Raw genomic sequence first — 12,076 nt, 5'->3', positions numbered from 1 at the left:
GACTGAGGCGCCGAACCACACCGCACGCATCAGCAGTTGGCGACCGGCCCACTCACCTGGATATAAGTCGCACTCGACCACCCCGCACCCACCCAGTACCACCACTGATTACCGTTGACCGACTGCCCCTCGGTCATGCAGTAGACGGGGCCTTCGTCACCAGGCTCCAGCGAGCCGACGACACCGCTGTCAGTCGTGGGCTGCTGACGGATATTGAGCGTCGTATGCGAGATCACGCGCCCCCAACTACCCGGATCGGGCTGCGGCGGCGGCGACGGAGGGGGCTTGGGAGGCGGCGGAGGCTGGGAGTTGTTGCCCCAGTTCCAATTCCAGTTCCACTCCCACTGCCAGTCACCGCCGTCACACCAGTCCCAGTCACATCCACCGCAGCTGGTACCGCCGTCGGGGCAGGCCGGCAGCCCGGCATACGTCCCCTTCGCCTGCGGCGTCGCCGCGACGGCGCTACCGGAGAACCCCAGAAGGCCGCCGCCGGCCAGCACACCGGCCGCCAGCAGCGACACCGCGGAGCGGCGCATCGAGATGTCCACGATCGGCTCCCTCCACTTGCGCTCCTGGTTACAGCAAAGCCCGCCGTTACCTCATGTGCCACTCCAGCCACATCTCCGCAGGTCAGCGACCTGCTCCCAGCCAAACCCACGCACCGGTCAACAGGGCACGGCGCGCACCGCCGCACGCACCGGGGCGGTGCCGTAGGGCCCGCCGAGCAGGGTCGCGTGGAGGGTCTCGACCGAGTAGCGGCAACGGGGTTCGATGCGCAGCACCATGAGGCCGAGGGCGCGGAGGGTGTCCGCGTGACGGGCGGTCTCGGAGGCCTCGACCGTCTCGACGACGACACCCGCGGCGGGCCAGTACGCGTCCGCGACGCCCACGACCTCGTCGTCGGCCCACAACTCGGCGTCCCAGGACACGGGCCCCGGCAGGGCGGCGATCCGACGCAGGCGGGCCTCTGGCGGGAAGCGGCCGACGCCGTCGCCCAACAGCGCGCGCATGGTGCGGCGTACGGCGGGCCGGCGGTAGTGCCCGCCCGTGCGCAGCTCCCGCACGAGCGCGGTACGGGTGACGTGCCGCTCGCGCACGGCCTCGGCCAGCAGCCCCGCACACGCCTCGTCGCCGAGGAGCGGCACGGTGTCGGCCACGGCCCGGCTCACGGGCACGGTCGGCAGCCCGCACACCCGCACGGCGCGCGGCAGCGCCCTCCCGGGCGTGCGCCCGGGCCCGTACACGTGCGGGGCGACGTGTGCGACGTCGCGGAACGCGCCGATGTACGGCACGGCGTCGAACCCCCGCAGCGCGAGCACGGGCGGTCCGGTGAGCAGCCCGCCTCCGCCCACATCGATGGCACGCCGCACGGCGTCGGGCACGTCGGGCGCGATGCCCGGGAGTACGGATCGCATACGCGGTGACGTCCCCGCGCGCCGGCGTCTCACGCCTCGCGAGTCGTCGCGACACCCGCACGGGGGATTCCGTCGCATGGGGCCGCTGGCGTTTCGGCGCTGCGCGCCTCAGTCCTCAAACGCCGGACGGGCTGGGATCGGTGCCGGTCACGCTCGGATGCCTCCGGTCCCGCTGGCTCCTGCGGCGCGGTTCGGCGCTGCGCGCCTCAGTCCTCAAACGCCGGACGGGCTGGGGGTGCGGTTGCGCCGGCTGACGCGCTTCGGGCTTCGCCCGAAGTCCTCAAACGCCGGACGGGCTGGGGGTGCGGTTGCACCGGCTGACGCGCTTCGGGCTTCGCCCGAAGTCCTCAAACGCCGGACCGGCTGAAGAGGGGGCCGGTCACGCTGGCATGGGGCGCTTTTGCCGGCGGAGCGCAGCGGAGTCGGCCCACTGACAACCGGTCACCGATGGCATCCCTCGGCGGAGCGCCAGCGGAGCCGCTCGCTGCGCATCAGCCGGCGCAGCGCAGCGGAGCCGGCACAACCCCACCGGCCCACCGGACGACACACCCCGGCGCAGCGCAGCGGAGCCGCCCCGCTCCGCACCGGCGCAGCGCCAGCGGAGCCGCCCCCTGGGCGGCGCCATGGCGCCGTCCCCTCCCGCTCCGCCCGGCAAGGCCCCTTGGGGCCGCAGAATCACTGCGATCCACCACGACAACCGGCCACGAACACCCGCCACAGAGCCACCAGTCCACAACCGCCCACCCACCCACCAACCACCCCAACCCCCCACCCTGAGCCGCAGCTCACAGCGCGCACCCCCACCCACCTGATACGTATCTCCCCGTGGAATCGATCCCCCGTCCCTCCCGCCTCCCCCGTGACTCTCACCTCCTCTGGGCCGCCCAGGGCCGCCCAGGCGACCGTTTCGGCGACGGTGTCCGCGCCTGGCGGCACAACGGCGCCGTGGCCGTCGCATCGCCCGGCCTGTCGGGGCGCGACCGGCTCGCCGTGGCCGGGGAGCCGCACGAGGTCGCGGTTCTCGTGCGGCACGCCCTCGCCGAGGCGGGACCGGCGTACCGCGCGTTCGGGCCCGCGCCGCTCGTGCGCGCCGTCGTGGCGGCGATGAGCGAGCTCGAGCCCGTGAGCGAGTTCCGGTGGATGGACACCGACGCCGTCCCGGACGCCCCGCCCACCGGGCCGCGGTGGCTCGACGCCGGAGCCGAACCCGCCGTCGGCGCGCTGTTCGACGCGCACTTCCCCGACTCGTACGCCCAGCCGGGCCGCCCCGGCGTCCACCGCTGGGCCGGCGTACTGGACGACGCCGGCCGACCGCTCGCCGTCGCCGCCGAGGCGTGGCCCGCCGCGGACTGCGGCCTGCTGGCCGGCGTGGTCACGCACCCCGACGCCCGCGGGCGCGGTCTGGCCCGCACGGTGTGCGGATTCGTCCTGCACGACCTGGTCACCCGGTACGGCCGCGCCGGCCTCATGGTCCACGCCGACAACGCCTCCGCCATCGCGACGTACGAACGCCTGGGTATGAAGGCGCACCCCTTCGCCGCGGCGGGCCTCAGCAAAGCGACGAGCGCGGCGTAACCCGCACCCCCCGCCGTACGCCCTCCGTCACACAAACCAGAGCGAGGAGCCCCCATGCACACCACCCCCGGCCTGATCACCGCATGGGTCCACGGCTGGTCCGTCTCCCGCGGGGCCGCCGAACCCCAGCCGCACGACTGGGGTTTCACCATCGACGTGGGCCTGCTCGACCAGGTCACCCGGCACGTGATCGCATCCCCCACCGAGGACGTCGTACGCAAGCTCGCGGAGTCGTCCGCCGCACGTGGCATGTGGCTGAAGGTCTTTGTCGACGAGGAGACCGTACGACCCTGGCTCACCCCGGGCTGGGAGTTCGCCCCACCCGGCTACCTGATGCACACCGCGCTCACCGAGCCTGCCAAGCCGACCAAGCCCACCCAGCCCACCAGCCAAACCCAGCCCACCACCCCCACCACCATCCCCGACGGCTTCCGCCTACGCACATGGACCCGCGGCGGCGTCACCCAGGCGCTGCTCACCGCGCCGGACGGCTCGCTCGCCGCCCGCGGCCAGGTCGCCCCGACGGGCCCGACGGCCGTCTTCGACCGGATCGAGACCAGCCCGGCCCACCGCCGTCGCGGCTTCGGCAGCCTGGTGATGGACACGCTCGGCGCCGCCGCCCGGAACGCGGGTGCGCAGACGGGCGTCCTGGGCGCAACGGTCGCCGGCCGCGGGCTCTACGAATCGCTGGGCTGGCACGTCCAGGCCCCGCTGACCAGCATCCGCTTCGCGGGCGCGGCCGAACCGGCCTGACCCCCGGGGCCCGCCCCTGCACCGTAATCCCGTCAACAACCCTGCTCAACCGCCGCGAACACCCCGTCCCCCAGCACCGGCACCACCTCCGACGCGCCCACCTCCACCGCCACGGCCACGTCCTCGGCGAAACCGCCGGAGGCCAGTTCGCGCCCCGACGCGCACGCCGTCACCGCCTCCGCCACCCGGGGCGTCCCGTCGTACGACGCGGCGGCCGCCACCGCCTCGGGGGAGAGCAACGCGGCCCCGCCGTCCCGCAGGGCGGTGATGACCGCGCCCGCTCCGAGCAGGTCCTCCAGCGCGGGCCGCAGGCTGCCGTCCGGCCACCGCTCCCCCGACGCGACCACGCTCACCGGGCGCTCCGGCGTCGCGTACCCCGCGCCGAGCAGCCACCGGGCCACGGCCGCCGCGTTGCGCAGGGACGCCGCGACGACGACCGCGTCACCGGCCGCCGCGGAGATCGCCGAGCCGTTGGGCGAGGGCAGCACCAGCCGTTCCACGAACGGCGCCCGGCGCAGCGCGGCCGGTGACAGCGACCACGGCGCCCGCTCGGTGACCTGGCGCCGCCCCACCGCGAGCGCCGCCCCGTGCCGCTCGGCGAACACGGCGGCTGGGGGCACCCCCTGCTCGGAGCGAAGCGGAGAGCTTGGGGGAGTGTCGCGCCACGGGTACGGGAACACACGCGTGCCGGCCTCGACCGCGACGCCGACGGCCGTGGTGAACGACAGCACGTCGACCACCACCAGGCAGCCGGAGCCGTCCGCCAGCCGGCCCGCGCCCTCCGGCCCCCAGTCGAAGCGCACCGCGTGATCCACCTGCCCGGCCCAGTCGTACGCCCCCATCACGCCCACCACACCCACACGCCCGCCACACTCACCGCACCCACCGCACTCACCACACCCACCGCACCCACCGCACCCACCCCTCCACCCGTCACCGCGCATGATCGCCGGGCAAAAACCGGAAGACGCCCCCGATCCGCCGGGTCTACGCTCCGCGCATGCTCTCCACCGACCGGCTGCTCGCCTTCTCCGCCATGTCGTTCCTGCTGATCATCATCCCCGGCCCGAGCGTACTGTTCGTCGTCGGCCGCGCGTTGGCGCAGGGCCGCCGGGCCGCGCTGACCACGGTCGTGGGGAACACAGCGGGCGCGCAGGTGCTGGTCGTCGCCGTGTCCCTCGGGATCGGGACGATCGTGGAGCGGTCGGTGCTGGTCTTCACCGCGCTGAAGCTGGCCGGCGCGGCCTACCTCGTCCATCTCGGCATCAAGGCGGTACGTGAACGGGGTTCCCTGCGCGCGGCCTTCAGCGGCGCGGTGCCGCCGGCGCCCAGCACGGCGCGCACGCTGTGGGAGGGCTTCGCGGTGGGTGTGACCAACCCGAAGACGCTCGTGTTCTTCGCGGCGGTGCTGCCGCAGTTCGTGGACCGTGCGGCGGGGCACGCGACGGCGCAGATGCTGCTGCTGGGTCTCGTCTTCAACGCGATCGCGATCACCGCGGACAGCGTCTGGGGCCTGACGGCCGCCACGGCCCGCGACTGGTTCGCCCGCTCCCCGCGCCGGCTGGCGATGGTGGGCGGCGTCGGCGGCTTCACGATGATCGGGCTCGGGGTGACGGTGGCCGTCACGGGCCGCAAGGACTGACCCGCCTCAACCCTCCCCCTCAGCCCCCCGCCACGACCTCCAGAAACCGGCTCCCCGCGCGCCCCCGGTACTCCTCCGCCCGCCACCCCGCCGCCGCGAGGTGCCCCGCGCACTCCGCGAGCCGTTCCTGGGCCTCCCGGCGGGCCGGGGAGTCCGCGGGACCCTGCCATTCGACCCGTACGCTCCCGGGAACGCCCTCCGCGTCCGCCGGCCGGACGCGGTAGCCGGCCCGGGTCCAGCGCCCGGCGCCGTCCTTCGCCGCGGGGGTCACGCCCGCCGCCTCCAGCGCCAGCGCCACGGCCCACACCGGCCGCGACCGCTCCCAGGGCGCGGGCGTGCCGGCCGTCCCGGTCCCGGCCAGGCCCAGCGCCCGCCGGATCTGCAGCGCGCCCTGCCAGGCGGCGGCCACGGTCCGCCGCCGCTCCGGCTCCTCCGCGAACCCGGCGGCCTCCTCACCCACGGCGGCCACGAAGACGCCCTGTTCCACGCCGCGTTCTCCCTCCACCTCACAGACGCTGCCACCGTAACGTGGTACGGGACGGTGCGGACCGCGCGTTCCCCCGGACACGAACCTCACCCCACCCCAGCCAACCCCCACCCACGACATCTTGACGTGAACGCGCCGCAATGAGTTCATGGGAGCGCTCCCAGGCCCCTGTCCCGAACAGGGCCTGCCCTCTCCGCGCTCACTTACTGGAGTCGCAAGTGAGAACCACACAGCGCACGGCCGTCAGCCGACCACTGCCGGCCCCGCTCGCCCTCCTGACCACCCTGGCCACCGCCCTGGCCCTCCTCGCCCTCAGCCTGGTGCACCCGCCCGCAGCCCGCGCCGAGGCCACGCAGGCCACCGGCCTCCACATCACCGACGGCCGCCTGTTGGAGGCCAACGGCAACGACTACGTCATGCGCGGCGTCAACCACGCCCACACCTGGTACCCGACGCAGACCCAGTCCCTGAGGGACATCAAGGCGCTCGGCGCCAACACCGTCCGCGTCGTCCTCTCCGACGGCTACCGCTGGACGAGGAACTCCCCCGCGGACGTGGCCGCCGTCATCGCCGACTGCAAGGCGAACCGCCTCATCTGCGTACTGGAGGTGCACGACACCACGGGTTACGGCGAGGAGGCGGCGGCCGGCACCCTCGACCACGCCGCCGACTACTGGATCGGCCTGAAGGACGTGCTCGCCGGCCAGGAGGACTACGTCATCGTCAACATCGGCAACGAGCCCTGGGGCAACACCAATCCCGCCGGCTGGACCGATCCGACCATCGCCGCGGTGAAGAAGCTGCGCGCCGCCGGCCTCCAGCACACGATCATGGTGGACGCCCCCAACTGGGGCCAGGACTGGCAGGGCGTCATGCGCGCCAACGCCCAGTCGGTCTACGCGGCGGACACCACCGGCAATCTCGTCTTCTCCATCCACATGTACAGCGTCTTCGACACCGCCGCGGAGATCACCGACTACCTCAACGCGTTCGTCAACGCCGGACTCCCGCTCGTCATCGGCGAGTTCGGCGGACCCGCCGACCAGTGGGGCGACCCCGACGAGGACACCATGATGGCCGCCGCCGAGCAGCTCGACCTCGGCTATCTCGCCTGGTCCTGGAGCGGCAACACCGACCCGGTCCTCGACCTGGCCGTCGGCTTCGACCCGAACCGCCTCAGCGGCTGGGGCGAGCGGATCTTCCACGGCGCGAACGGCATCGCCCAGACCGCGAAGGAGGCCACGGTCTACGGCGGCGGCTCCCCCGACACCCAGGCCCCGACGGCTCCGGGCGCCCCGACGGCGGGCACCGTCACGTCCACCTCGGCGGCCCTGAGCTGGCCGGCGGCCACGGACAACGTGGGCGTCACGGCGTACGACGTCGTCCGCGTCGACGGCGGTACGGAGACGAAGGTCGCGTCCTCCACGACCACTGGTACAACGGTGACCGGCCTGAGCGCGGGTACGGCGTACACCTTCGCCGTCTACGCCCGGGACGCGGCCGGCAACCGCTCGCCGCGCTCGGCGACGGTGGGCCTCACCACCGGGACGGCCCCGGCCACCGCCTGTTCCGTCGGCTACCGGGTCGTGGGCAGCTGGCCGGACGGCTTCCAGGGCGAGCTGGCGATCCGCAACACGGGGACGACGGCGATCAACGGCTGGACGCTCGGGTTCGCGTTCCCCGACGGGCAGCGGATCACCCAGATGTGGGGCGGCACCCCCGCCCAGAGCGGCGCGTCGGTGACGGTGACGCCGGCCCCGTACACCGCCTCGATCCCGGCGGGCGGCTCGGTGACGGTGGGCTTCCTCGCCTCCTGGAGCGGCACCAACTCACCACCGCCGTCCTTCACCCTCAACGGCGGCACGTGCGCCCTCGGGTGACGTGAGGCAGGACCGGCGGGGCCTGGGCCACCCCGTCGGTCCGCCGCGCTCAGTCGCGGGCCAGCGTCCGCTTCAGGGAGCGGCCGACCACGCGGCGGGCGCGCCGGTAGACGGCGCTGCCCGGAGCGTCCCTGCCGGGAGCCGGCTTCGCCTGGGCCGGGGCCGCCGCGGACAAGCCCTTCTCCAGGGTCAGGTAACGCGCTTCGAGTGCGTCCTGCCGCGCGCGCAGCCAGTTGAGGCGCACGCTCACATCCGCGGCCTCCGGTCCGGTCCACGGCACGGCGGGACCGGGGAAGGTCAGCTCGCCCAGCTTCGCGTCGTACGCGGCTCCGCCGTCGCCGTGCGTGAAGGTGTTCTCCAGTCCGTGCCGGTCGAGGTAGTCCGCGAAGCGCCGGAAGCGCTCCGGGTGCCCGCCCGTCAGCTCCGAGAAGTCGGCCTCGTCGTACAGCTCCGCCGGGTCGATGTCGCGCGGCGTCTTCGCCAGCAGGCGGTGCGGGATGCCGAAGTACCGGCACAGCTCGAGCGTCCGCGCGTCGTGGCACAGCACCGTGGCCGGCGTACCGGCGAGCAGCGCGGCGATATTGCCGTGGATGCGGGTGCCGAAGGAGAAGTCGTAGCCGCGCAGATCGTCGATCCAGGTGACCGGGTCGACGAAGACCGCCGCCTTGCCCTCCTGGTACATGGGGTGCGCGGGGTTGGTGGGCAGCGCGGTGATCGCGTTGGTGCCGGGCCGGGACTCGTCCCGCCAGTGCAGCTGCAGGGCCTCGATGGTGTTCTGGCCGACGAAGCGCAGGTTCGGGTAACGCTGGTGGGCCGCGCTGATGATGGGCCCTATCAGACGGTGTGCGCTGTGCGCGCCGTTCACCGAGATCCGCGAGTCCGGGGTGAGCGCCTCGACCCGCTTGGTCACCTTGAACTCGGGACCGTTCATGAACATCGACGGGCAGCCTATGACCTCGACGTCGCGGTAGCCGAGACCGTTCAGGTACTGCAGCGTGAACTCGCCGCGCACCCCGATGGACGGCCCCCGGTCGAGGACGGCGTCGACGAACGCCCGCACGGACTTCTCGATCGGCGCGAGCCGCGCGGCGTCGTAGCTGGGCGGGGCCTGGGCACCGACACCGAGTACGACGACGGGGATCCTGAGCTTGCCGATCAGCGTCGTCAACCGCTTGAGGCTGGACTCGAAGCTCGGCCGGAAGGCGTTGGCGAGCGGCACGACGAAGACGTCGAAGTCCGCGTTTATCCGCGCGGCGGCGTTGACGTCGGTGGATATCCCGTTGGAGACGACGTCGGTGCCGTCGAGGAGCAGCAGCTTGTGAGTGGCGTCACTGAAGATCAGGTTGCCGGAGTTGGTCCCGATGACGTCGTCCTGCAGCGCCTGCTCAAGAGGAACGGACACAAAGGGGCTTTTGCCCGATCTGAGCAGAATGCGCTTCATCTACGGAACTACCTCTCGGCGGGGGCGGCGGGGTTGCGGCGCGATGAATTGTAAGTGGCGCCCGCTGAAGCGGAGAGGTCCGTTCACGGCGAGGATGACCCGGCGGTCTAGGTGTTCACGAGCCACTGCCGGCCGTCGACGAGTTCGCGTACCGCGTCGAGGTGGCCGGCATGGCACGCGGTTTCGGTGATCACGTGCAGCAGAACGTCCCGCACGGTGTGCAGATACTGCTCGCCGTGGGTCTCGTCGGTGCTGGGCGGCCACCAGGCCAGGGCGTCGTCACCGGCGGCGGCGGCGATGATCGCGTCCGCCCGGGACGCCTCGGCCCGATACCGCTCCAGAACGCCGGCGGCCGATATCCCCTCCGCCACCCGCCACGGACTGTCCATCCCCTCTAGCCCGGCGATGACGTCCTTGTCCCCCGCCACCACGGCCTGGAACCAGAACCGCTCGACGCTCAGCGCGAGATGCTGCACCATCCCCAGGCAGTTCCAGCCCGAAGGCAGGACGGACCGCCGCAACGCCTCGTCATCGAGCCCGTCCAACACACCCAGCACATGCTTCCGCTGCACCTGCAGACAACGAAGCAGCGCCGCGATCTCGGCGTCCACCACGGCGGTCATACCGCACTCACGTTACTCATGCGCCACATCCTCACCTCCGGCACCACCTGTGTACAGAGGGGGAGCGCCTTGAACTGGAACCATCCCCGTGAAGGCACTCAGAAGGGCCTCCGACGGAGGTCGGAGGCCCTTCCCAGAGATCAAGTCCCAGCTGGCGGCGGACGAGTCGGCCTGTACGCCGGGTTCTGTCTCCCCGTGGCCTTGCGGCGCCGGGGGAGGCGGCCATCCATCTACGGCCGGCGTTGCCGCCGGCCTCTAGCGGTCTACCCGCGGGCTCGGGCGGGCAGCCCTCGAACGCTCGCGCAGGGTCATCTGTCGATGGCCCCTCTTGACCTTGCTCCGGGTGGGGTTTACCTAGCCGCCCGAGTCGCCTCGGGCGCTGGTGGTCTCTTACACCGCCGTTTCACCCTTACCGGGGGCCGAAGCCCCCGGCGGTCTGTTTTCTGTGGCACTGTCCCGCGGGTCACCCCGGGTGGCCGTTAGCCACCACCCTGCCCTGTGGAGCCCGGACGTTCCTCGGCAGCCCCGTAAGGGGCTGACGCGGCCGCCCGGCCGGCTCGTCCGCCGTACGAGCCATGGTACCCGCAGAGATCACGGCCCTCGGCCGGGCGGGGCTCCGTCACGCCAGCTCGGCGGTGTCCAGGTCGAAGGAGAAGGGTGCGGGGAGGGTGAGCTTCTTGCCGAAGGGGACGGTGGAGAGCTGGAGGTAGTCCTCCCCCGCCGGATCGGAGAACAGCGTCACCGACGACTGCTCCCGGTCCACGAGCAGATAGAGCGGGATGGCGCCGCGGGCGTAGCAGTGGCGCTTGGCGGTCCGGTCGCGATCGGCCTTCGTCGACGTCACTTCGAGGACCAGCGCGACACCGTCGCATGGCATCCAAGGGTCGGCATCACGGAAGAGGCGCAGGTCAGTGGCTGCGACCGTGAGGTCCGGGATCACGTGGTTCTTCGGACACGGGCCGCCGCGCGGGATCTTGAGGCCCTTGTTGCCGGAGACGTCGACCTCCGTCGCGGACCGTCTGATCAGCTGTTTGACGATCGTGTTGATGTAGTCCTCGTGCTCTCCATCCGGCGGCGGTGTCACGACGATCTCCCCCTCGAGCAGCTCGACCCGGAAACCCTCGGGTGCGTCCAGTGCGAGGAAGCCCTCCAGCAGGACCTCTTCCTGCGTGAGCGGTTCGTGTGCCATGGCGCTCATGTCACACCCCTTCCTTGATCGCCGCAAGGCTAGGCATCCCGCGAGTCCCGCAAGCTGCGGAGTCCGTCACGTTCCCTCGATCGTGGCACAGCCGGTACGTCCTGGTCAGCCAGTCCTTCCTGCTGCGACGACGTCGCCAGCACCGACCCCGTCAGGATCAGCCCGAACGACCTCACGATCGCCGCCGTCAGCGGCTCCGACAGGAACGCCACCCCCGCCGCCACCGCCACCGCCGGGTTGACGTACGTGAAGACCACCGCCCGGGTCGGGCCGACCTCCTTGATCAGCTCCAGGAACACGACGAACGCCAGCGCCGTGCAGAAGACGCCGAGGCCGGCCAGCGAGGTCAGGACCGCCGCCGAGGGCACCTCGGCCGGCCGGCCGGCGATGCCCGCCGGGGCGTACACCGCCGCCGCCAGCAGCAGGCACGGGACGATCAGGCGCAGCGTCGGGACGTCCTTCAGCCAGCGCGTCATGATCAGCGGCGCCGTCGCGTAGCCCAGCGCCGTCAGCAGGACCTCCGTGATCGCCCACGCCGAGCCGCCGCTCAGCTCCGGCGCCGCCAGCAGGGCGACCCCGCCGAAGCCCAGCAGCAGGCCCAGCCAGCGGCGGGCGCTGAGGCGCTCGGTGTCGCCGAAGAGACGGGCGAGGGCGATGCCCAGGACCGGGACGGCGGCGATGAGCAGGCCCGCGAGCGAGCTGGAGAGGTGCCTCTCCGCGTCCGTCAGCGTCCACCACGGGCCGATGATCTCGATGCACGCGAAGGCAAGCATGGGGAGCCAGTGGGCCCGTACGGTCGCGAGGAAGCCGCCCCCGCGCAGGGCGAACGGCAGCAGGAGGGCGGCACCCAGCAGGCAGCGGACGAAGACGACGCCCGACGGGGACACGCCGTCCACCGCCACCTTGATCATCAGGTACGGGATGCCCCAGAGCACGCCCATCAGGGAGAAGAGGAACCAGCCACGCGCAGTCATACGGTCAGCGTCCGGCGCGCCCCGCGCCCCCGTCTTGAACGCCGTTGCGCACCCTCACCCGCGCCCCCGTCTTGAACGCCGTTGCGCG

The 12,076-nt window shown here is 72.5% G+C and carries 12 protein-coding genes and 1 other RNA gene; 4 read left to right on the top strand and 9 right to left on the bottom strand.

All coding sequences use genetic code 11. The features are described 5' to 3' along the window. Positions 1 to 29: 29 nt before the first annotated feature. Both AB0M28_RS14440 and AB0M28_RS14435 read right to left on the bottom strand, forming a co-directional pair. On the bottom strand, positions 30 to 548 hold the full coding sequence (locus tag AB0M28_RS14440; protein WP_365403184.1) for a hypothetical protein: 519 nt from the start codon (positions 546 to 548) through the stop codon (positions 30 to 32). A 117-nt stretch (positions 549 to 665) separates the two neighbouring features. Beyond that, complete coding sequence (locus AB0M28_RS14435) at positions 666 to 1,415, bottom strand: hypothetical protein (RefSeq protein ID WP_365403182.1); 750 nt, start codon at positions 1,413 to 1,415, stop codon at positions 666 to 668. A 945-nt stretch (positions 1,416 to 2,360) separates the two neighbouring features. Between AB0M28_RS14435 and AB0M28_RS14430 the strand changes: the two genes are divergently transcribed. Next, the gene (locus tag AB0M28_RS14430; RefSeq protein ID WP_365403181.1) at positions 2,361 to 2,990 is read left to right on the top strand and encodes a GNAT family N-acetyltransferase; all 630 of its coding nucleotides are present in this window, start codon (positions 2,361 to 2,363) and stop codon (positions 2,988 to 2,990) included. 54 nt (positions 2,991 to 3,044) lie between these two features. Continuing rightward, positions 3,045 to 3,743 carry a GNAT family N-acetyltransferase gene (locus AB0M28_RS14425; protein ID WP_365403178.1) on the top strand — a complete coding sequence of 233 codons (699 nt, stop codon included), beginning with the start codon at positions 3,045 to 3,047 and terminating at the stop codon, positions 3,741 to 3,743. 32 nt (positions 3,744 to 3,775) lie between these two features. Here AB0M28_RS14425 and AB0M28_RS14420 read toward each other — a convergent pair whose 3' ends face one another. Then, complete coding sequence (locus AB0M28_RS14420) at positions 3,776 to 4,585, bottom strand: 2-phosphosulfolactate phosphatase (RefSeq protein ID WP_365403175.1); 810 nt, start codon at positions 4,583 to 4,585, stop codon at positions 3,776 to 3,778. 158 nt (positions 4,586 to 4,743) lie between these two features. Here AB0M28_RS14420 and AB0M28_RS14415 point away from each other — a divergent pair, with 158 nt between their 5' ends. Then, on the top strand, positions 4,744 to 5,385 hold the full coding sequence (locus AB0M28_RS14415) for a LysE family translocator (protein ID WP_365403172.1): 642 nt from the start codon (positions 4,744 to 4,746) through the stop codon (positions 5,383 to 5,385). A gap of 19 nt (positions 5,386 to 5,404) precedes the next feature. Here AB0M28_RS14415 and AB0M28_RS14410 read toward each other — a convergent pair whose 3' ends face one another. Continuing rightward, on the bottom strand, positions 5,405 to 5,872 hold the full coding sequence (locus AB0M28_RS14410; RefSeq protein ID WP_365403169.1) for a hypothetical protein: 468 nt from the start codon (positions 5,870 to 5,872) through the stop codon (positions 5,405 to 5,407). Between the two features lie 320 nt (positions 5,873 to 6,192). Between AB0M28_RS14410 and AB0M28_RS14405 the strand changes: the two genes are divergently transcribed. Further along, the gene (locus tag AB0M28_RS14405) at positions 6,193 to 7,752 is read left to right on the top strand and encodes a cellulase family glycosylhydrolase (protein WP_365403285.1); all 1,560 of its coding nucleotides are present in this window, start codon (positions 6,193 to 6,195) and stop codon (positions 7,750 to 7,752) included. 49 nt (positions 7,753 to 7,801) lie between these two features. On the opposite strand, the gene AB0M28_RS14400 is transcribed toward AB0M28_RS14405, so the two are convergent. The 5 genes from AB0M28_RS14400 to AB0M28_RS14380 form a co-directional block, all read right to left on the bottom strand. After that, the gene (locus AB0M28_RS14400; RefSeq protein ID WP_365403166.1) at positions 7,802 to 9,154 is read right to left on the bottom strand and encodes a polysaccharide pyruvyl transferase family protein; all 1,353 of its coding nucleotides are present in this window, start codon (positions 9,152 to 9,154) and stop codon (positions 7,802 to 7,804) included. Between the two features lie 146 nt (positions 9,155 to 9,300). Continuing rightward, a complete protein-coding gene (locus AB0M28_RS14395) occupies positions 9,301 to 9,816 on the bottom strand; it encodes a DUF664 domain-containing protein (RefSeq protein ID WP_365403163.1) in 516 nt (171 codons plus the stop codon). Between the two features lie 158 nt (positions 9,817 to 9,974). Continuing rightward, an RNA gene (gene rnpB / locus AB0M28_RS14390) (RNase P RNA component class A) lies at positions 9,975 to 10,376 on the bottom strand. Between the two features lie 59 nt (positions 10,377 to 10,435). After that, positions 10,436 to 11,014, bottom strand: a complete 579-nt coding sequence (locus AB0M28_RS14385) for a Uma2 family endonuclease (protein WP_365403160.1) — start codon at positions 11,012 to 11,014, stop codon at positions 10,436 to 10,438. Between the two features lie 29 nt (positions 11,015 to 11,043). Continuing rightward, positions 11,044 to 11,988, bottom strand: coding sequence for a DMT family transporter (locus tag AB0M28_RS14380; protein ID WP_365403157.1), 945 nt, complete (start codon positions 11,986 to 11,988; stop codon positions 11,044 to 11,046). Between the last annotated feature and the right edge of the window lie 88 nt (positions 11,989 to 12,076).

The sequence above is a fragment of the Streptomyces sp. NPDC051940 genome (assembly GCF_040680895.1).
Lineage (GTDB): Bacteria > Actinomycetota > Actinomycetes > Streptomycetales > Streptomycetaceae > Streptomyces.
Note: the sequence above shows the minus strand (reverse complement) of the source record. Positions and strands in the feature narration are given on the sequence as shown.

Excerpts from the sequence above, each read along its gene's own strand:
- AB0M28_RS14415 (WP_365403172.1), top strand. The coding sequence starts at position 4,744 with ATGCTCTCCACCGACCGGCTGCTCGCCTTCTCCGCCATGTCGTTCCTG.
- AB0M28_RS14395 (WP_365403163.1), bottom strand. The coding sequence starts at position 9,816 with ATGACCGCCGTGGTGGACGCCGAGATCGCGGCGCTGCTTCGTTGTCTG.
- AB0M28_RS14425 (WP_365403178.1), top strand. The coding sequence starts at position 3,045 with ATGCACACCACCCCCGGCCTGATCACCGCATGGGTCCACGGCTGGTCC.
- AB0M28_RS14435 (WP_365403182.1), bottom strand. The coding sequence starts at position 1,415 with ATGCGATCCGTACTCCCGGGCATCGCGCCCGACGTGCCCGACGCCGTG.
- AB0M28_RS14380 (WP_365403157.1), bottom strand. The coding sequence starts at position 11,988 with ATGACTGCGCGTGGCTGGTTCCTCTTCTCCCTGATGGGCGTGCTCTGG.
- AB0M28_RS14420 (WP_365403175.1), bottom strand. The coding sequence starts at position 4,585 with ATGGGGGCGTACGACTGGGCCGGGCAGGTGGATCACGCGGTGCGCTTC.
- AB0M28_RS14385 (WP_365403160.1), bottom strand. The coding sequence starts at position 11,014 with ATGAGCGCCATGGCACACGAACCGCTCACGCAGGAAGAGGTCCTGCTG.